Origin of the sequence: Streptomyces nigrescens (assembly GCF_027626975.1) — a bacterium.
Classification (GTDB): Bacteria; Actinomycetota; Actinomycetes; order Streptomycetales; family Streptomycetaceae; genus Streptomyces; species Streptomyces nigrescens.
The window spans coordinates 8,142,996-8,164,813 of record NZ_CP114203.1 but is presented as its reverse complement, the minus strand read 5'-3'; the positions used below and the strand labels follow the sequence as shown (position 1 = coordinate 8,164,813).

Here is a 21,818-nt window from a genome sequence, read left to right as displayed (position 1 = left end):
CTAGTTCCTTTCGACGTGCCGGGGTGAGGTCCGTCAGCTCAGCAGGCCGGTGACCGTGGTCGCGACGTCGGGCGTGCGCAGCAGATCGGCGTGCTCGACGGGGAAGCGGATCTCCTTGGCCACCCGGGCGGCCCGGTCGGCTTCGGAGAGGGGGTTGAGGCCGCTGGTGGCGGTCGCGGAGGTCATCGCGGTCAGCGACTTCCAGCCGTTCGTCGGGTCGAGGTCGCTGCCCCGCACGAAGAAGTGCAGGAACAGGCCGAAGGTGGCGACGAATTCCTCGCTGCGCTTGGCGTCCAGGCCCACCCGGGCGAACGCCGCGCCGCCGACCTCGCGGAAGATCGCGAGCAGCCGCTCACCGAACTTCTTGATGTCGCTCTCGTCGGTCAGTGCCTGCCCCGCGGCCTGCTGGGCGTGGGCGATCTCCTCGGGCTTGAGCAGCCCGGACATCCCCTCCATGGTGGTCAGGAAGTGGTGACAGACCACATCACGCCGGGGCAGCTCGGGGTCGAAGCCGATGAGGGCGGGCGTCTCGCCCTGGTGCTGCCCGATCCGCTCGGCCAGCGCCGCCGCGTACACCGCACCGACGCAGTAGCCCATGACGGCCCGGACCGGCCGGCCCTCCCGGAGGACGTCCTCCGCCCAGCGTTCGACGTAGTCGGCGCCGGTCATGCCCGCGTCCTCCTCCGGGGCGGGCGGCAGCGTCTCCCAGAGCGAGAATTGCGGCCGGGCGAGCGCGACGAAATCCGGAAAACCTGCCTGCGGCCTCCCGGTCACCGCGAAATCGACCGCGAGTACCACATCCTTTCCGTCCGAAGTCAACGATTTCCACGAGCCAGGAACTGCCATGTGGATTCACTCTCCGAGCTGAGCGTGTCGGTGCACGCAGCGTATTGGCCATCCCAGGAGCCGGAACACCCCTAAGGAACCCCTTAGTACCCCGAACCGGCCCAGGGGTAGGCCGGTTCGCCGGACGGGAGGAACCCGTCCGGCGAGGACCTGATCAACGCCGCAACGCGGTCAGGCGAGTTCGGATTCCAGGAACTCGACGACCGCATTGGGGGTCGGATAATCGTAGACAAGCGCGGCGGGCAGCGAGAGTCCGGTGATGCGGTTCAGTGCATTACGGAATTCCACCGCGGACAGCGAATTGAATCCGGCATCGAGGAAATCGAGGTCGGGTTCGACCGCCGCGGCGCTTTCGTGTCCCAGCGCCCGGGCCGCCACACCGCGGGCGATTTCCAGCAGTGTTTCCTGCCGGCCCGCAGCGTCCAGCTCCTTCAGGTAGGCCCGCAGCGCGTCCGGATCCACCTCGTCGCCGGTGTCCGCCGCGGGCTCCTGGGCGAGCCGGCGCACCTCGGGGAGGGCCCGCAGCAGCGAACCGGTCCGGGTGACGGCGAGTTCCGCCCAGTCCGCCTCGGCGACCGTGACGGACTGGTCCCCGTACTCGACCGCTCGGGCGAGCACGGTCTCCGGGGACGGCGCACCGTCCCAGCAGAGCACCGTTCCGCTGAGCCCTTCGGCCCGGCGCCGGCGCACCAGCTCCTCGCGGTAGGCGCCCGCCGCGGTGACCGCGGCCTGCGACGGATCGCCCCAGGTGCTCGCCGCCGGGGCGAGCAGGACGAACGCGGAGGCGTCGCGGGCGAGTTCGTGCAGATTCTCGGACTCGCGCACGGCCCTCTCCAGCACCCGGCCGAACTGTGCGACGGAGGCGGAGCCGACCGGCTGGTCCACGGCGCTCCCGATGCCGTGCACCACGGTGCTCAGCGGATGCGCCGCGGGGATGCGGTCCCGCAGCCGGGCCACCGCCGCCCCGTCGGTGAGTGCCTCGTCGAGGACGGTCACCGGGACGCCGAGGGGCTCCCCCGCGAGGGCGCGGGGCAGCATCAGATGCGTGGCACCGTTGCGGGCCAGCCAGCGGGCGACGGGGGCACCGGCGGCGCCCAGTTCACCGGCGAGCAGCACCGTGCCCGTGGGCCGCCAGGGCTGGTGGGCGGCGCCCCGGCCCGCGTGGACGAGCCTGCGGGCGAACACCCCGGAGGGGCGCAGGGCGAGCTCGTCCTCACCGTCGGCGTCGGCCAGCAGCTGGGCCAGCCAGGCTCCTTGGCGGGCGTCCAGGCTGTCCGGCAGATCGATCAGCCCGCCCCGGTGTCCGGGCCGGGCCGCGGCGACCGCCCGGCCGAGGCCCCGGAGCAGCGCCGCCGGGGTGCCGGCCGTGCTGCCCGTACGGGTCAGGGAGACCGCGCCCCGGGTCAGGGACCACAGCGGTGCGCCCGGCTCCGCCTCGTCGAGCACCTGGGCCAGCAACAGGGTCCCGGCCACGCCGGACGGCACCGAGGGGTGCTCCGGATGCGGCTGTTCGTCCAGCGACCACAGGGAGACCACCCCGGCAACTCCCGCCGGGAGTCCGGCGAGCAGCTCGGTCAGACGTGCCCGGTCGGCGTCCGCGCCGGTCACGGCGATGTGCTTTACGTCGGCGCCGTGCGCCCGCAGCGCCTCGGCGACCGACCGTGCGCAGTCCCCCTCCAGGTGCTCCTCCGGGACGAGCAGCGCCCAAGTTCCGGACAGTTCGGCGGTGGGCCGTTCGGTCACCGCGTGCCAGTCGGCCCGGTAACGCGTGCCGTCCATCGCCGACTCCCCGCGGCGGAGGGCGGACAGGGCCGGCAGCAGCGCGCCGATCGGCTGGTTCTCGTCGAGGTCCAGGGTGCGCAGCAGGGCGCCCAGGTCCTCCCGTTCCACCAGCTCCCAGAAGCGGGACTCGACCGGGTCCGCCGTGTCCGGCCGGCTCTCACCGGCCGGGTCGGCCTCGGGCCAGTACCGCTGCCGCTGGAAGGCGTAGGTGGGCAGCGCGACCCGTCGGCCGCCGCCGAACAGCGGGAGCCAGTCCACGGTGGCGCCGCGGACATGGGCACCGGACAGGGCCTGCAGCAGCGCCTCGCTCTCCGGCCGGTCCTTGCGCAGCGCGGGCAGGAACTCCCCGCCGGGCAGGCTCTCCTGGCCCATGGCGCTGAGCACTCCGCCGGGGCCGAGTTCGAGGAAGGTGTCCAGCCCCTCGGTGTGCAGCGCCTGCATGCCGTCGTGGAAGCGGACGGCCTCCCTGACGTGCCGCACCCAGTAGCCGGGGTCGCGCAGCTGGTCCGGCTCGGCGAGCCGGCCGGTCAGGTTGGACACCACGGGGAGGCTGGGCTCGGCGTAGGTCAGGCTTTCGGCGACGGTACGGAACTCGTCCAGCACGGGGTCCATCAGCGGCGAGTGGAACGCATGGCTGACGCGGAGCTGCTTGGTCCGGTACCCCTTGGCCTCCAGCGTCCTGACGAGTTCGGTCACCGTGGTCTCGGCGCCGGAAAGCACCACGGCCTCCGGCCCGTTCACCGCGGCGATGCTCACCTGGCCGGAGAGCAGCGGAAGGACCACGTCCTCAGGGGCCTGTACGGCGACCATCACGCCGCCGGCGGGCAGGCTCTGCATGAGCCTGCCGCGGGCCACCACCAGTTTCGCCGCGTCGGCCACCGACCAGACGCCCGCGAGATGGGCCGCGGTGACCTCACCGATGGAGTGGCCCAGCAGGGCGTCCGGGACCACGCCGAGGGATTCGACCAGCCGGAACAGTGCGACCTCGACGGCGAACAGCGCGGCCTGGGCGTACTGGGTCCGGTCCAGCAGGGCCGCCTCGGGAGAGCCCGGTTCGGCCCACACCACCTCGCGCAGCGGCCGGGGCAGCAGTGCGTCGAGTTCCGCGCACACCTCGTCCCAGGCCCGTGCGAACGCCGGGTAGTGCTCGTGGAGTTCGCGGCCCATCCCGAGGCGCTGGGCACCCTGGCCGGTGAAGAGCACACCGATCCGGCCCTCCCCCGCGACACCGGAGACCACGCCCGCCGGGGTCGTCCCCGCGGCCAGTGCCCGGATGCCGGTGAGCAGGGCGTCCCGGTCCCCGGTCACCACGGCGCGATGCCGTAGCGCGGACCGGGTCGACACCAGGGAGAAGCCCACATCCACCGGGTCCGCCTCGCCCTCGGCGAGGGTGGCCAGTCGCGCGGCCTGCGCCCGCAGGGCCTGGGCCGAGTGCGCGGAGAGCACCCACGGCAGCACCGCGGGAGCCGTCCCGGGCCCGGAGTCGGCCGGGGTGCCGGCCGCCGAGGGCTGTTCCAGGATCAGGTGCGCGTTGGTGCCGCTGATCCCGAAGGAGGAGACCGCGGCCCGCCTGGGCTGTCCGGTCTCCGGCCACTCGCGTGCCTCGGTGAGCAGCTCGACCGCGCCTGACGCCCAGTCCACGTGGGTGGAGGGCCGGTCCACATGCAGTGTCCGGGGCAGCTCGCCGTGCTGCATGGCGAGGACCATCTTCATCACACCGGCCACACCGGCCGCGGCCTGGGTGTGCCCGATGTTGGATTTGATCGAACCGAGCCACAGGGGGTGGTCCTCGGGCCGGTCCTGCCCGTAGGTGGCCAGCAGGGCCTGGGCCTCGATGGGGTCACCGAGGGTGGTGCCGGTGCCGTGTGCCTCGACCGCGTCGATCTGGTCGGCGTTCAGACGGGCGTTGGCCAGGGCCTGCCGGATCAGCCGCTGCTGGGACGGGCCGTTCGGCGCGGTCATCCCGTTGGAGGCGCCGTCCTGGTTCACCGCCGAACCCCGCACCACGGCGAGGACCGGGTGCCCGTTGCGCACCGCGTCGGACAGCCGCTCGACGAGCAGGACGCCCACGCCCTCGGCCCAGCCCGCGCCGTCGGCCGCGTCCGCGAAGGACTTGCACCGTCCGTCGGGGGCGAGCCCGCGCTGGCGGGAGAAGTCGATGAACGTGCCCGGGGTCGCCATCACCGACACGCCGCCGGCCAGGGCGAGGGAGCACTCCCCCTGCCGGAGGGCCTGCACCGCGAGATGCAGGGCGACCAGCGAGGACGAACAGGCCGTGTCCACGGTGACCGCGGGGCCCTCCAGCCCGAAGGTGTAGGAGATCCGTCCGGAGACGGCGCCGCCGGCGACGCCCACGCCCACATAGCCGTCGAGCTGTTCGGCCGCGGCGGTCAGCATGCCGTAGTCGTTGTACATCACTCCGGCGAACACTCCGGTGCCGCTGCCCTTCAGTGCCGCCGGGTCGATCCCGGCGCGCTCGAAGGTCTCCCAGGAGGTTTCCAGCAGCAGCCGCTGCTGCGGGTCCATCGCCAGTGCCTCCTTCGGGCTGACCCCGAAGAAGCCGGCGTCGAACCGCGCCGCGTCGTAGAGGAATCCGCCTTCGGTGCAGTAGCTGGTGCCCGGGTGGTCCGGGTCCGGGTCGAAGAGGCGCTCCATGTCCCAGCCCCGGTCCGCGGGGAAGGCCGAGACCGCGTCCGTGCCGCTGGTCAGCAGCTGCCACAGCTTCTCGGGTGAGTCGACGCCACCGGGGTAGCGGCAGCTCATCCCGATGATGGCGATCGGCTCATCGGTGCGGACCGCGGCCGGTGCACCGGCCGTGGTGCCGACGGCCGCGCCCAGCAGTTCGTCCCGGACGAAACCGGCGAGATCCAGCGGGGTCGGATAGTCGAACACCAGGGTCGCGGGCAGCCGGAGGCCGACCGCCGCGCCGAGCCGGTTGCGCAGCTCGACCGCGGTCAGCGAGTCGAAGCCGATCTCCTTGAACGGCCGGGAGGATTCCACGGCGTGCGGACCGGCGTAGCCGAGCACGGCCGCGACCTGGGCGCGCACCAGATCGAGCAGGGTGCGGTCCCGTTCCGCCGCGGACATCCCGGTCAGGCGCTCACGCAGTTCGGAGGTGGCGGCGCCGCCACTGTCCACCTGCCGTCGGCCGGACGTACGGACCAGACCGCGCAGCAGCTCGGGCACCATTCCGGAACCGGCCTGCTGCCGCAGCGCGGCGAGGTCGAGCCGGGCGGGGACCAGCAGTGCGTCCTCCGCGGCGCGTGCCGCGTCGAACAGCTCCACGCCCTGTGCCGAGGACAGCCCGGTCATGCCGGAGCGCGACATCCGGGCGAGCGCGGCCTCGTCCAGTGCCTCGGTCAGCCCGCTCGCCTCCGTCCAGCGGCCCCAGGCCAGGGAGAGCGCGGGAAGTCCGGCGGCCCGCCGGTGCGCGGCGAGGGCGTCGACGAAGGCGTTGGCGGCGGCGTAGTTCGCCTGCCCGGATCCGCCGAGGACTCCGGCGGCGGAGGAGAACACCACGAAGGCCGCCAGGTCGAGGTCCTGGGTCAGCTCGTGCAGATGCCAGGCGGCGTCCACCTTGGGCCGCATCACCGCGTCCAGGCGCTCCTGGGTCAGCGACTCCAGCACTCCGTCGTCCAGGGTGCCGGCGGCGCTGATCACTGCGGTCAGCGGACGGTCGGCGGGGACGGCGGCGAGCAGTTCCCGCAGCGCCTCCCGGTCGGCGGCGTCACAGGCGGCGATCTCCACCTCGGCACCGAGTTCCCGCAGTTCGGCCTCCAGCGCGGCCGCGCCCTTGGCCGTGCGGCCGCTGCGGCTGGTCAGCAGGAGGTGCCGGACGCCGTGCTCGGTCACGAGGTGCCGGGCGAACAGCGCGCCCAGGGTTCCGGTGCCGCCGGTGATCAGTACGGTGCCGCCGGGGGTGAACTCGGGTGCCGTGGCGGCGGATACGCCCATTCTGGCCAGCCGCGGGAGCCGGATCTCACCGGCCCGCAGGGCGAGCTGTGCCGCGCCGAGGGCCAGTGCGGCGGGCAGGGCACGGGCCGAGGTCTCCAGCCCGTCGGAGTCCAGGAGGACGAACCGGCCGGGGTGTTCGGACTGGGCGGTGCGCAGCAGGCCCCAGACCGGGGCGTGCACCAGATCCGTGAGGGCCGCGCCGGGTTCGATGGCCACCGCGCCCTGGGTGGCGATCACCAGCCGGGCGTCGGCGAACCGTTCCTCGGCCAGCCAGTCCTGGGCGAGGCCGAGCAGCCGGCCGCTCGCGTCCCGGACCGCGGCGGGGACGTCGGGCGCCTCCGGCGGGACGCAGGACACCATCACGACGTCGGGCACCGGCGCTCCGGCGTCCATGGCGCGGAGCAGCGCGGCCAGTTCCGGGTACTCGTCGACCCGGGCGCCGGACGCTTCGAGTGCCGCGCGGTGGTCCTGTCCGGCCGCGCCGAGCAGGGCGACCGTGCCGGCGGGGGCCTGCGCGGGGGCCGGTGCCGGGGTCCAGTCCACCCGGAAGAGCGCGTCGTGGAAGGTGGGGCCGGTCCCGTCCAGGGCGTCGGTGGTCAGTTGGCGCAGCATCAGGGAGGCCACCGAGGCGACCGGGGCTCCGGTGGCGTCCGCGACGCTCACCGAGAGCGCGTTCGTCCCCGTCGGGGACAGCCGCACCCGCACCGTGCCGGCGCCCGCGGCGTGCAGGCTCACCCCGGACCAGGCGAACGGCAGCCACGGCCGGTCCCCGCCCTCGTCCTCGACGAACCCGCCGAGGGCCAGCGGATGCAGTGCCGCGTCCAGCAGCGCGGGGTGCAGCCCGAACGCCGCGCCCTCGTCCTCGGCCGCCTCGGGCAGCGCGACCTCGGCGAACAGCTCGGTGCCGCGTCGCCATACCGAGCGCAGGCCCCGGAAGACCGGGCCGTAGGACAGACCGGTCCCCGTGAAGCGTTCGTAGAGCCCGTCGAAGGCGACGGGTTCGGCCCCCTCGGGCGGCCAGGCCTCCTCGCGGGGGCCGGCGGTCCCCGTGCCGGCGGTGAGGGTGCCGGTGGCGTGGGTGGTCCAGGGTTCCTCGTCGGGAGCGTCCTCCGGCCGGGAGCGCACGCTCAGCTGACGGCGGCCGGAGTCGTCGGGCCCGCCGACGGCGAGCTGCAGCCGGATCCCGCCGCGGTCGGGCAGCACCAGCGGGGCCGCCAGGGTGAGTTCCTCCAGGACCTCGCAGCCGACCTCGTCACCGGCGCGCACGGCCAGTTCCACGAACGCGGTGCCGGGCAGGACCGCCCGCCCGGCGACCACATGGTCGGCCAGCCAGGCGTGGGTGGACAGCGACAACCGCCCGGTGAACAGCACTCCTTCGTCATCGGCGAGGGTCACCACGGCGCCGAGCAGCGGGTGCCGGGCGGCGCTCAGCCCGAAGCCGGCGGCGTCACCGGCCGCGGTCATGGTGCCCTTCGGCCAGTACCGCTGCCGTTCGAAGGCGTAGGTCGGCAGGGCGACCGTCCCGTCCGCGGCACCGGCGAACACGGCGGCCCAGTCGGGGCTCTGCCCGTGGGCGTGCACCTGGCCGAGGGAGGTGAGGAACCGGGCCACCCCGCCCTCGTCGCGCCGCAGCGAACCGGTGACCAGCGCGGACCGGCCGGCCGACTCGACGGTGTCCTGCACGCCGAGGGCGAGCACGGGATGCGCGCTGACCTCGATCAGGGTGCTGAAGCCGGCGTCGAGCAGACCGCGGACGGCCGGCTCGAAGAGCACGGTCTGCCGCAGGCTGCGGTACCAGTAGTCCGCGTCCATGGCCGCGGTGTCCAGCCAGTCGCCGGTGAGCGTGGAGTACACCGGGATGTCGGCGGCGCGCGGGCTGACGGGTGCGAGCACCTCCAGCAGCCGTTCCCGGATCTGTTCCACCTGGGCCGAGTGCGAGGCGTAGTCCACCTCGATCCGGCGGGCGCGCACCCCGTCGGCCTCGCAGCCGTCCAACAGCTCCTGCAGGGCCCGCGGTTCACCGGAGACGACCACCGAGGACGGCCCGTTGACCGCGGCGACGGACAGCCGCTCGCCCCAGGCCCCCAGCCGCTCCTCGACCTGCTCCAGCGGCAGCGCGACGGACACCATCCCGCCGTGTCCGGCCAGTTCGATCAGGGTCTTGCTGCGCAGGGCGACCACCCGGGCCGCGTCCTGGAGGGACAGCGCCCCGGCCACACAGGCGGCGGCGATCTCGCCCTGGCTGTGCCCGACCACGGCGGAGGGGGTGATACCGCAGGACTGCCACAGCGCGGCCAGGGAGACCATCACCGCCCAGAGCGCCGGCTGCACCACGTCCACCCGGTCGAAGCCCGGTGCGCCCTCGGCGCCCCGAAGGACCTCGGTCAGCGACCAGTCGGTGAACTCCGACAGGGCGCGCTCGCACTCCCGGATCCGGTCGGCGAACACCGGTGAGGAGTCGAGCAGTTCCACCGCCATCCCGGCCCACTGCGATCCCTGGCCGGGGAAGAGGAAGGCCACCTTGCCGCGGTTGCCCACGACGCCCTCCACCAGGTTCCCGGCGGGTTCACCGTGTTCCAGCGCGGTCAGCCCGCTGAGCAGCTCCGCACGGTCCGCGCCGACCACCAGCGCCCGGTGCTCCAGGGCGGCCCGGGTGGTGGCCAGCGAATGTCCGACGGTGGCCGGGTCCAGCTCCGGCCGGTCCGCCACGAAGGACGCGAGCCGGGCGGCCTGCGCCCGCAGCGCCCCGGCGGTCGCACCGGACAGGACCCAGGGCACCGTGCCGGTCGCGGCGAGGCCCGGAGCCCGGGCCGGGGCCTCCTCGGCGGCCGGGGGGACGGCCTCGGCGGTGGGGGCTTCCTCCAGGATGAGGTGCACATTGGTGCCGCTGATGCCGAACGAGGAGACACCGGCGCGGCGCGGATGGTCGGCGCTCTCCCACGGCTTCGCCTCGGTGAGCAGCTCCACCGCGCCGGACTCCCAGTCCACGTGCGGGGTGGGCGCGTCCACGTGCAGGGTCTTCGGCAGCATCCGGTGGCGCAGGGCCATGACCATTTTGATCACGCCGGCGATACCGGCGGCCTGCTGGGCGTGCCCGATGTTGGACTTGACCGATCCGAGCCACAGCGGCCGTTCGGCGGTCCGTGCCTTGCCGTACGTGGCGAGCAGCGCCTGCGCCTCGATCGGGTCACCGAGGGTGGTGCCGGTGCCGTGCGCCTCGACCGCGTCGACCTGGCCCGCGGTGATCCCCGCGTTCTCCAGGGCGCGGCGGATGACCCGTATCTGGGACGGCCCGTTGGGGGCGGTCAGGCCGTTCGAGGCGCCGTCCTGGTTCACCGCGGAACCGCGCAGCACCGCGAGCACCGGGTGCCCGTTGCGGAGCGCGTCGGAAAGCCGCTCGACCAGCACCACCCCGACGCCCTCCGCCCAGCCGGTGCCGTCGGCCCCGGCCGCGAACGCCTTGCACCGCCCGTCCGGGGACAGCCCGCGCTGCCGGGAGAAGCTGGTGAACACACCGGGGGTGCCCATCACGGTCACCCCGCCGGCCAGCGCCAGGGAGCACTCCCCCTGCCGCAGCGCCTGGGCCGCCATGTGCAGGGCGACCAGCGAGGACGAACAGGCGGTGTCCACGGTCACCGCGGGGCCCTCGAAGCCGAAGGAGTACGACACCCGGCCGGACAGCACACTGCTGGCCACACCCGTCATCGTGTACCCCTCGGACGCGTCCGGGAGCTGCTGGATCACCGGGACGTACTCGGCGCCGCTGGCACCGAAGAAGACCCCGGTGTCGCTGCCCCGCACACTCGACGGGTCGATCCTCGCGTCTTCGAAGGCCGCCCAGGCGGCCTCCAGGACCACCCGCTGCTGGGGGTCCATCGCGAGCGCCTCACGCGGGCTGATGCCGAAGAACGCGGCATCGAAGTCGATCGCGTCGTAGACGAATCCGCCTTGTTTCACATAGCTCTTGCCGGATTTCTCCGGGTCGGCGTCGAACAGCTCGTCGGTGTCCCAGCCGCGGTCGGCGGGGAAGTCGGAGATCGGGTCGCCGCCGGCGGCGACCAGGTCCCAGAGCTGCTCCGGTGTACCGGCCCCCGGGTAGCGGCAGTTCATGCCGATGATCGCGAGCGGCTGCCGGCCCTTCTCCTCGGCCTCGCGCAGGCGCTGCCGGGTGTCGTGCAGATCAGCCGCGACCCGCTTGAGATAGTCGACCAGCTTCTCTTCATCCGCCATCAGGCGCGCCTTCCTTGTCGGTCCCCAGCGTGCGCATCAGGAGAGTCCGAGTTCGTCGTTGATGAACGCGAAGACCTCATCGGTGCTCGCCGCTTGGAGCCTGTCCTTGACATCGGTCGTGCCGGCCGTGGACCGCCGGTCCTCCCACGCTTTGGTGAGGGCCTGCAGCCGGCTGGTGATGGAGGCCCCGGCGCCCTCGTCCGGGGAGACCGCGGCCAGGGCGCTCTCCAGCCGTTCGAGTTCGCCGAGCACCACGGCGGCCGGATCGGCGGCCTCGGGGGCCAGCGTCTCCTTGAGGTGCGCCGCCAGGACCTCCGCGTTGGGGTAGTCGAACACCAGCGTGGCGGGCAGCCGGAGCCCGGCGGCCCCGTTCAGCCGGTTGCGGAACTCGACCGCGGTCAGCGAGTCGAAGCCCATCTCGTTGAACGCCCGGCCCGGTTCCACCGCGTCCGGCGAGCCGTGGCCGAGGACGGCCGCGGCCTGTTCCCGGACGAAGTCCAGCAGGACCCGGTCGATCTCCTCGGCCGTCAGACCCGTCAGCCGCTGGGCGAAGTCGTCCGCCGAGCGGGTGGCCGCCGCCACCGTGCGCCGGGCCGGTGCCTTGACCAGCCCCCGCAGCAGTGGGGGTACGGCCTCGGCGGGTGCGCCGCGGAACACCGAGACGTCCAGCCGGGCCGGCATCATCGCCGGTTCGTCGGCCCGCAGTGCCGCGTCGAAGAGCGTCATGCCCTCCTCCGTGGACAGCGGGGGCATTCCGGCCCGGCTCATCCGCCGGACATCGGCCTCGCCGAGGTGCCGGGTGATGCCGCTGGTCTCGGTCCACAGGCCCCAGGACAGCGCGGTGGCGGGCAGTCCGTGGGCCCGCCGGTGCGCGGCCAGCGCGTCCAGGAACACATTCGCCGCCGCGTAGTTGCCCTGCCCGGCGCCGCCGAAGGTGCCGGCGGCGGCGGAGTACAGCACGAAGGCGGCGAGGTCCTGGCCTGCGGTGAGCTCGTGCAGGTTCACCGCGGCGTCCACCTTGGGCCGCAGCACCGTGTCGAGCCGCTCCGGGGTCAGGGAGCCGATCACCCCGTCGTCCAGGACGCCGGCGGTGTGCACCACCGCGGTCAGCGGACGGTCGGCGGGGACGGCGGCCAGCAGTTCCCGCAGCGCCGCGCGGTCGGCCGCGTCACAGGCGGCGATCTCCACCTCGGCGCCGAGTTCCCGCAGTTCGCGCTCCAGCTCCGGTGCGCCGTCCGCCGCCCGGCCGCTGCGGCTGGTCAACAGGAGGTGCCGGACGCCGTGTTCGCGCACCAGGCGCCGGGCGGCCAGGCCGCCGAGGGTGCCGGTGCCGCCGGTGACGAGGACCGTGCCCCGTTCGTCCAGGGTCTCCGGCATGGTCAGCACGATCTTCCCGGTGTGCCGGGCCTTCGCGATGTACCGGAAGGCCTCGGGGGCCCGGCGGACATCCCATGTGGTGACCGGGATCGGCCGCAGCGCACCGGAGTCGAGCAGGCGCACCACCTCCCGGAGTACCTCGCCGACCCGCTGCGGACCGGCGCCGATCATCAGGTCGAAGGCCTGGTACTCCACACCGGGGTAGGCGGCCGCGACGTCCTCGGGGGTACGCACATCGGTCTTGCCCATCTCCAGGAAGCGGCCGCCACGGGGCAGCAGCCGCAGCGAGGCGTCCACGAACTCACGGGCCAGTGCGTCCAGGACGACGTCCATCCCGCGGCCGCCGGTGGTGCGGCGGAACTTCTCCTCGAAGTCGAGGTCACGGGAGGAGGCGATGTGCTCCTCGTCGAGGCCGCTCTCGCGCAGAGTGTCCCATTTCCCGGTGCTGGCCGTGCCGAAGACCTCCGCACCGAGGTGCCGGGCCAGTTGCACGGCGGCCATGCCGACACCGCCGGCCGCGTTGTGCACCAGCACCGACTCCCCGGCCTGCAGCCTGCCGAGTTCCACCAGGCCGTAGTAGGCGGTGGAGTAGACGATCGGTACGGAGGCGGCCTGGACGTAGGACCAGTCGTCGGGGAACCGCGCCAGCATGCGGTGGTCGGTGACGGCCACCGGGCCGAACGCGCCGGCGAACATGCCGATCACGCGGTCGCCGGGGGCGAAGTCGCTGACCTCCGGGCCGACTTCGAGGACGACACCGGCGGCCTCGATGCCCATCTCCGCCTTCTCCGGGTACATCCCGAGCGCGATCATGACGTCGCGGAAGTTCAGACCGGCCGCGCGCACCCCGATCCGGACCTCGCCGGGGACCAGTGCGCGGTCCGCGTCCGAGGGCACCAGCGCGAGGTTGTCGAACGTACCGGCACTGGTGACGTCGAGCTTCCAGGCCGGGCCGCGGGCCGGTGGCACCAGGGTGCCGCCGGAGGCGAGCGACGCCAGCCGCGGAGTCCGCAGTGCGCCCGCGCGCACGGCGAGCTGTGGTTCTCCGGAGCCGAGCGCGGCGGCGAGCACGTCCGGGCCGCCCGAACCGTCCGAGTCGATCAGGACGATCCGTTCCGGGTTCTCCGACTGCGCGGACCGGAGCAGACCCCAGACCGGGGCGGCGGCGAGATCCGCGATGCCCTCGTCGGCGTGCACCGCGACCGCGCCGCGGGTGACCACGGCAAGGGTCGTGTTCTCCAGGCGGTCGTCGGCCAACCAGTCCCGTGCCAGTGACAGCACCCGACCGGTCAACTCCCGTATGGCGACGGGCAGTTCAGCGGAATCAGTGTCGGCGGCACACGGGACTAGCACGACTTCCGGCACCGGGGTGCCGCTGTCGAGCGCGCTGGTCAGCGCGGCCAGGTCGGCGTACCGCGTGGCCGTCTCCGGCGCCCCGTCGAGCTCGCCGAGGAGCGCCCAGGCCGCGGTGTCCGCGGGTTCGGCGGTGACCTCCGGCCAGTCGACCCGGTACAGCGAGTCGGGCAGGGACGGCGCGGTGGCCGTGGCGGCGGTGTCCTGGCGGCGCAGGACCAGGGACTCCACGGTGGCGACCGGGGTGTTCGTCTCGTCCGCTGCGGCCACCGAGACGGCGTCCGTACCGGCCGGTGCGATCCGCACCCGCAAGGTGGCGGCGCCGGCCGCGTGCAGCGTCAGACCGCTCCAGGCGAACGGGAGCCGTGCGCCCCCTTCGTCGGCGAAGAAGGAGCCCAGTCCGGCCGCGTGCAGCGCGGCGTCCAGCAGGGCGGGATGCAGACCGAAGGAACCGGCGTCCTCGGCCGCGGCCTCGGGCAGCGCGACCTCGGCGAAGACCTCCTCGCCACGCCGCCAGGCCGCACGCAGCCCCTGGAAGACCGGTCCGTAGTTCATCCCGGCCCCGGCGAGCTGCGGGTAGTAGTCCGCGGTGTCGACGGGCTCGGCGCCGGCCGGGGGCCAGGCCGTTTCGGCGAACGCGCCGGTGGCGCCGGCGGGGGCCAGTACGCCGGTGGCGTGCTGGGTCCAGCCCTGCTCGGCGGCGTCCGACTCCGGCTGGGAGTGCACGCTCAGCGAGCGGCGGCCGTCGTCGTCCGCGGCACCGACCACCACCTGCAGCCGGACCGCGCCCCGCGCGGGGAGCGCCAGTGGTGCCGCCAGCGTCAGTTCCTCCAGCAGCCCGCATCCGACCTCGTCACCGGCCCGTACGGCCATCTCGACGAACGCGGTGCCGGGCAGCAGGACCAGGTCGCCGATGGCGTGGTCGGCGAGCCAGGGGTGGCTGTGGGTGCCGATCCGACCGGTGAACAGGACCTCGTCGGAGCCGGCCACCGCGACGGCGGCGCCGAGCAGCGGATGACCGGCCGCGCCCAGTCCGGCGGCGGCGACATCACCGGCCGTACCGGAGGGCCGCGGCCAGTACCGCTCCCCCTGGAAGGCGTAGGTGGGCAGGTCCACCCGCCGCGCCCCGAGTCCGGAGAAGAAGGCCGGCCAGTCGACCGGGACGCCGCGCAGATGCAGCCGGGCCAGCGCGGTCACCGCGGCGCCGTCCTCGGCGCGGTCCCGGCGCAGTGTGGGCACCAGCACGGTGTCCTCGCCGGTCACACACTCCTGGCCCATTCCGGACAGCACACCGTCCGGGCCGATTTCCAGGAAGGTCCGCACCCCGGCGTCCTCCAGGGCGCGCACCCCGTCGCAGAACCGCACCGCGCCGCGGACATGCCCCACCCAGTAGTCCGGCGAGCAGGCCTCCTCCTCGGTGAGGGGCCGGCCGGTCACATTGGACACGATCTCCATGTGAGGCGGTCGGAAGGTCAGCCCGGCCACGGCCTGCCGGAAGTCGTCCAGCATCGGTTCCATCAGCGGGGAGTGGAAGGCGTGGCTGACGGCCAGGCGCTTGGTGGTGACCCCCGCGGCGGACAGGGTGTCCGCGACCTCCAGTACGGCCTTCTCCGCTCCCGAAATGACCACGGAGGCGGGGCCGTTGACGGCCGCGATACCGACCTCGTGCTCGCGCCCGGCGAGCAGGGCGGTGACCTCGGCCTCGGTGGTGCGCACCGACACCATCGCGCCGTCGGCGGGCAGTTCCTGCATCAGCCGGCCGCGCGCGGCGACCAGGGCGCAGGCGTCGGGCAGGGACCACACCCCGGCCACATGGGCCGCGACCACTTCACCGATGGAGTGGCCGACCAGCCGGTCGGGGCGGACGCCCCACGACTCCAGCAGCCGGTACAGGGCGACCTCGACCGCGAAGAGGGCGGCCTGGGTGTACTGCGTGTGGTCCAGTAACGCGGCGTCCGGGGAACCGGGTTCGGCCCAGATGATCTCCCGGAGCGGACGGGGCAGCCACCGGTCCAGTTCGGCGGCGGCCTCGTCGAAGGCCTGCGCGAAGACCGGGTGGCGACGGTGGAGTCCGGCACCCATGCCGACCCGCTGGGCGCCCTGGCCGGTGAACATCACCGCGAGCGAACCGGTGGCGGCCGTGCCGGTCACCACCTCGGCTCCCGCGGCACCGGAGGCGAGCGCCGCCAGCCCGCGCCGCAGGTCGTCCTGGTCGGTGCCGATCACCGCGGCCCGGTGCTCGAACGCCGACCGGGAGGTGAGCAGCGACCAGGCGAGGTCGGCGGGCCCGGTGTCGGGGGCGTCCGTGAGGTGCTCCGCCAGCCGTGCGGCCTGCGCGGCCAGTGCCTGCGGGGTCTTGCCGGAGAGCACCCAGGGCAGCGGTCCGTCCGCCACCGCGTCGTCCGCGGGGGGTGCCGGGAGGTCCGGGGCCTGCTCCAGGATCAGATGGGCGTTGGTGCCGCTGAAGCCGAAGGAGGACACCCCGGCCCGGCGGGGCCGGTCGAGTGCGGGCCATGCCCGGGCCGCGGTCACCAGTTCCACCGCGCCGCTGGACCAGTCCACATGGGTGGAGGGCGCGTCCACGTGCAGGGTCTTCGGCAGCAGTCCGTGCCGCATGGCGAGGACCATCTTGATCACGCCGGCGACCCCGGCGGCGGCCTGGGTGTGCCCGATGTTCGACTTCACCGAACCGAGCCACAGCGGCCGGTCGTCGGCGCGCTCCGCCCCGTACGTGCTGAGCAGTGCCTGTGCCTCGATGGGGTCGCCGAGGCGGGTTCCGGTGCCGTGTGCTTCGACGGCGTCCACGTCGGACGCTCCGAGACCGGCGGAGGCGAGGGCCTGCCGGATCACCCGGGCCTGGGAGGGCCCGTTGGGCGCGGTCAGTCCGTTCGAGGCACCGTCCTGGTTGATCGCGGAACCCCGCACCACGGCGAGCACCGGATGGCCGTTGCGCACCGCGTCGGAGAGCCGCTCGACGAGCAGAACCCCGACGCCCTCACCCCAGTTGGTGCCGTCGGCGCCCTCGGCGAAGGCCTTGCACTTGCCGTCGGGGGCCAGTCCGCGCAGCCGGCTGAACTCGATGAAGGAACCGGGGGTGGTCATCAGCGTCACCCCGCCGGCCAGTGCCAGTGAGCACTCCCCCGACCGCAGTGCGGCGGCCGCGAGATGCAGTGCCACCAGCGAGGAGGAGCAGGCGCTGTCGATGGTCATCGTGGGGCCTTCGAGGCCCAGCGCGTAGGCGACCCGGCCGGACATCACGCTGTAGCTGGTGCCGGTGCCCAGGAACCCGTCGGGGCCCTGTCCGGCGCCGGCCAGGACGCTCATGTAGTCGTTGCCGTTGGCGCCGACGAACACGCCGGTGTCGGTGCCGTGCACGGTCGCCGGGTCGATCCCGGCGGCCTCGATGGCCTCCCAGGCCACTTCGAGCAGCAGCCGCTGCTGCGGGTCCATCGAGATCGCCTCACGCGGGCTGATCTCGAAGAAGCCGGCGTCGAATTCGGCCAGGCCGTCGATGAAACCGCCGTGCCGCACATAGCTGGCACCGGCCTGGTCGGGGTCGCTGTCGTACATCCCCTCGGTGTCCCAGCCCCGGTCGGCGGGGAACGGGGTGATCCCGTCCCGCCCTTCGGCCAGGAGCTCCCACAGCTGCTCCGGGTTCCGTACGCCGCCGGGCAGCCGGCAGCCCATCCCGACGATGGCGATTGGTTCGTCGGACGCCGCGACGGCGGTCCGGGTGACCGACGGGGTGCCGGCGGAGTCCGTGATCTCGTCCCGCAGATGGCGGACGAGGACCGTCGGGGTCGGGTAGTCGAAGATCATCGTGGCCGGCAGGGTCAGCCCCGACGCGGTGGTGAGCCGGTTGCGGAACTCCACCGCGCTCAGCGAGTCGAAGCCCAGGTCCTTGAACGCCCGGGCGGGATCGACGAGTTCGGGGCTGTCGTAGCCGAGGACATCCGCTATCTGGGTGCGGACGAAGTCCAGCAGTGCCTTGTCGCGGTCGGCGTCGGTCAGCCCGGCGAGTTCCCGGCGCAGCGCCGAGTCGGTGACCGCCGGCCCGTCGCCCCCGCTCAGCAGATCCCGTGCCTCGGGCACCCCGGCGAACAGCGGGCTCGGCCGGTGGAAGGTGAAGCCGGGGATGAAGCGGTCCCAGTCCACGTCGGCGACGGTCAGACAGGTCTCGTCCTGGCCGAGCGCCGCGGCCAGCGCGGCGACGGCCAGTTCCGGCGCCATCGCGGGCAGTCCGCGCTGACGGAGCTGGTCCTGTACGGCGGCGTCCTCCGCGAGGCCTCCCCCGCCCCAGGGGGCCCAGGCCACCGAGGTGGCGGTGAGTCCGCGGGCCCGGCGCTGTTCGGCGAGGGCGTCGAGGTAGGCGTTGGCCGCGCCGTAACCGGCCTGGCCACCGCTGCCCCAGACCCCGGCGACCGAGGAGAACAGCACGAACGCGTCCAGCTCCCGGTCCCCGAGGAGGGCGTCGAGATGGGCCGCACCGGCGACCTTGGAGGAGAGGACCCCGTCGAGGTCCGCCCCGCCGAGTTCGGTGACCGGCCCGACCGGCCCGCCGGTGCCGGCGATGTGCAGCACGGCGGTGGGCGGTTCGGGCAGGCCGTCGAGCAGCCGGGCGAGGCTGTCCCGGTCGGCCACGTCGCAGGCGGCGAGGGTGACTTCGGCGCCGAGCGCGGTGAGTTCCGCGGTGAGTTCGGCGCTGCCGGGGGCGTCCGGGCCACGGCGGCTGGTGAGCACCAGGTGCCCGGCCCCGTTGGCGGCGAGCCAGCGGGCGCAGGCGGCGCCCAGCGCGCCGGTGCCACCGGTGATCAGCACGGTGCCGCGGGGCTTCCAGGGCGCGGCGTCCCGGTCGAGACGGGCGCGTACCAGCCGGCGGGCGAACACCCCGGCCGGCCTGATGGCGAGCTGGTCCTCGTCCCCGGCTCCGGTGAGCAGGGCGCAGAGCCGGGCCGCCGCGGTCCGGTCCCACTCCGCGGGCAGGTCGATGAGCCCGCCCCAGCGGTCGGACTGCTCCAGGGCGACGGTGCGGCCGAGCCCCCACACCTGGGCGAGTTCCGGCTCCCGCAGCGGGTCCGCCGCACCGGTCGACACCGCGCCGCTGGTGACGCACCACAGGGGTGCGCTGATGTCCGCGTCGCCCAGCGCCTGGACCAGGGCCAGTGCCTCGGTGACCGTGGGCCGGGCCAGTACTCCGGCGATCTCACCGTCGAGTGCCGCCAGGCCGGCGGCGAGTTCCTCGCGGCTGCCGCCGAGGGCGAGACGCACCACCTGGGCGCCGTGCGCGGTGAGTGCGTCCGCGAGGTGGTCGTCCTCGTCCGGTCCGGCGAGGATCCAGGTGCCGGTGAGCGCGGCGGCGCCGGACGGCACCGGCTTCCAGGAGATCCGGTAGGCCCACTTGTCCACCGTGGACTCGTGCTCCCGGCGCCGGCGCCAGGCGGACAGCGCCGGCAGGATCGCGCCGAGCGGCTGGTCCTCGTCCAGCTCCAGGGTGTGCAGCAGTTCGGGGAGGTCCTCGCGGGCGACCAGGTCCCAGAAGCGGGCGTCGTCCGCGGCGGCCGGACGGTCCGGCTCGCCGGTGACGGCCGTCTCGTCCAGCCAGTACCGCCGCCGCTGGAAGGGGTAGGTGGGCAGGTCGACCCGCCGGGAGCCGGTGAGCAGCGGGTTCCAGTCCACGGTGGCGCCACGGGCGTAGGCCCCGCCCACCGCCTCCAGCAGTGCCACGGGTTCGGTGCGGTTCTCGCGCAGGGCGGGCAGGAAGCGGACGGTGTCGTCACCGGGCAGGCAGTCCTGGCCCATGGCGGAGAGCACCCCGCCGGGCCCGAGTTCGAGGAAGGTGGTCACGCCCTCGGCGTGCCCGGCGAGGAGGCCGTCGTGGAAGCGCACCGCCTCGCGGATGTGCCGCACCCAGTACTCCGGGTCGCACAGTTCCTGAGCGGTGGCGAGCCGTCCGGTCACGTTGGACACCACGGGCATCCGGGGCTCGGCGTAGGTGATCTGCTCCGCGACCGCGCGGAAGGCGTCGAGCACGGGTTCCATCAGCGGCGAGTGGAAGGCATGGCTGACCCGCAGCTGCTTCACCTTGCGGCCGCGCGACGACAGCTCGGCGGCGATCCGCGCGACCGCGTCCCCGGCTCCGGAAAGCACCACGGACTCAGGCCCGTTGACGGCCGCGAGACCGACCTGGTCCTGGTCCGCCAGCAGGGGAAGGACCTCGTCCTCGGTGGCCCGTACGGACACCATGGCGCCGCCGGCCGGGAGTTCCTGCATCAGCCGGCCACGGGCCGCGACCAGGGTGGCGGCGTCCGCCAGGGACCACACTCCGGCCACATGGGCGGCGGTGAGCTCACCGATGGAGTGGCCCAGCAGGAGGTCCGGCGCCAGGCCCCAGGATTCGGTGAGCCGGTAGAGCGCGACCTCGAGGGCGAACAGGGCGGCCTGGGTGTACTGCGTCTGGTCGAGGAGGTCGCCCGCACCGTGCACGACCTCGCGCAGCGGCTTCGGCAGCCGGCCGTCGAAGGCGGCACAGACCTCGTCGAAGGCGCGGGCGAACACCGGGTACGCCGCATACAGTTCCCGGCCCATCCCGAGCCGTTGGGAGCCCTGCCCCGTGAACAGCACACCGAGCTTGCCGTCGGCGACGACATCGGCGACCACCCCGGCCGGGCGCCGTCCGGCGGCCAGCCCCCGGGCACCGGACAGCAGACCGTCCCGGCCGGCGCCGAGCACCACCGCGCGGTGTTCCAGTGCGGAGCGGGTGTTCACCAGCGACCAGCCGATGTCCGCCGGCGCGGTCTCCGGCCGGCCCTCGGCGAAGGACGCCAGCCGGCCGGCCTGGGCGGCGAGCGCCTCTTCGGAACGGGCTGACAGCACCCACGGCACCGGTCCGGCGGCCGGCACGGGCTCCACCGCGGCCCCGGTCCCGACGGCGGCTTCCTCTTCGGCCTCTTCCAGCACCACATGCGCGTTGGTGCCGCTGAACCCGAAGGAGGACACCGCGGCACGGCGCGGCTGCCCGGTCTGCGGCCACTCCTGCGCCTCGGTGAGCAGCTCCACCGCGCCCTCGGTCCAGTCCACATGGGTGGAGGGCCGGTCCACATGCAGCGTCTTGGGAAGGACGCCATGGCGCATGGCCAGGACCATCTTCATGATGCCGGCGACCCCGGCGGCGGCCTGGGTGTGCCCGATGTTCGACTTGACCGAGCCGAGCCACAGCGGCCGCTCCCGGTCCTGTCCGTACGACGCCAGCAGCGCCTGGGCCTCGATGGGGTCACCGAGGGTGGTGCCGGTGCCATGAGCCTCGACCGCGTCGATCTGGCCGGGGGCCAGTCCCGCGTTGACCAGGGCCTGTTCGATGACCCGTTGCTGGGCGGGGCCGTTCGGGGCGCTCAGCCCGTTCGAGGCGCCGTCGGAGTTCACCGCGGTACCGCGCACCACGGCCAGGACGGGGTGTCCGTTCCGCCGGGCGTCGGAGAGCTTCTCCACCAGCAGCACACCGGCGCCCTCGGCCCAGCCGGTGCCGTCGGCCGCGTCCGCGAAGGACTTGCAGCGGCCGTCCGCGGCCAGACCGCGCTGCCGGGAGAACTCGATGAAGGTCCACGGGGTGGACATCACGGTCACCCCGCCGACCAGGGCCAGCGAACAGTCGCCCTTACGGAGTGCGTGCCCGGCCAGGTGCAGCGCCACCAGCGACGAGGAGCACGCGGTGTCCACGGTGATCGCGGGGCCCTCGAAGCCGAAGCTGTAGGCGACCCGGCCGGAGAGCGCGGACCCGGAACTCGTGCTGCCGAAGTAGTCGTGGTACATGAGCCCGGCGAACACCCCGGTCCGGCTGCCGCGCAGGCTCGCCGGATCGATCCCGGCCCGCTCCAGGACCTCCCAGGACGTCTCCAGGAGCAGCCGCTGCTGCGGGTCCACCGCGGGCGCGTCCTTGGGGCTGATCCCGAAGAAGGCGGGGTCGAAGTCGGCCGCCTCGTGGAGGAAGCCGCCTTCCTTCGCATAGGACGTGCCCTCGGCCCGGCCCGTCGGGTCGTACAGACCCTCCGTGTCCCAGCCGCGGTCGACGGGGAATCCGGTGATTCCCTCGCCACCGGAGTCGAGCAGCCGCCACAGGTCCTCGGGCGAGGCCACTCCGCCCGGGTACCGGCAGCTCATCCCCACGATGGCGAGCGGTTCATGGCTCTTCTCCTGGGCGTCCTGCAGGCGTTGACGCGTCTCGTAGAGATCGGCGGTCATCCGCTTGAGGTACTCGCGGAGCTTCTCCTCATTCGCCATCT

General features: G+C 73.8%; 3 protein-coding genes. All 3 read right to left on the bottom strand.

From position 1 onward, the window contains the following. Nucleotides 1–33: 33 nt before the first annotated feature. The 3 genes from STRNI_RS35880 to STRNI_RS35870 all read right to left on the bottom strand — a co-directional run bounded on the left by STRNI_RS35880 (nt 34) and on the right by STRNI_RS35870 (nt 21,816). A complete protein-coding gene (locus tag STRNI_RS35880) occupies nt 34–819 on the bottom strand; it encodes a hypothetical protein (protein ID WP_141725583.1) in 786 nt (261 codons plus the stop codon). 198 nt (nt 820–1,017) lie between these two features. Next, nucleotides 1,018–10,815 carry a type I polyketide synthase gene (locus tag STRNI_RS35875; RefSeq protein WP_465270488.1) on the bottom strand — a complete coding sequence of 3,266 codons (9,798 nt, stop codon included), beginning with the start codon at nt 10,813–10,815 and terminating at the stop codon, nt 1,018–1,020. A 33-nt stretch (nt 10,816–10,848) separates the two neighbouring features. After that, nucleotides 10,849–21,816: a type I polyketide synthase gene (locus STRNI_RS35870; RefSeq protein ID WP_277412715.1), complete on the bottom strand. Its 10,968-nt coding sequence runs from the start codon at nt 21,814–21,816 to the stop codon at nt 10,849–10,851. Between the last annotated feature and the right edge of the window lie 2 nt (nt 21,817–21,818).

What these genes read in the sequence shown, in the direction of transcription:
- STRNI_RS35870 (WP_277412715.1), bottom strand. Translation starts at nt 21,816, where the DNA reads ATGGCGAATGAGGAGAAGCTCCGCGAGTACCTCAAGCGGATGACCGCC.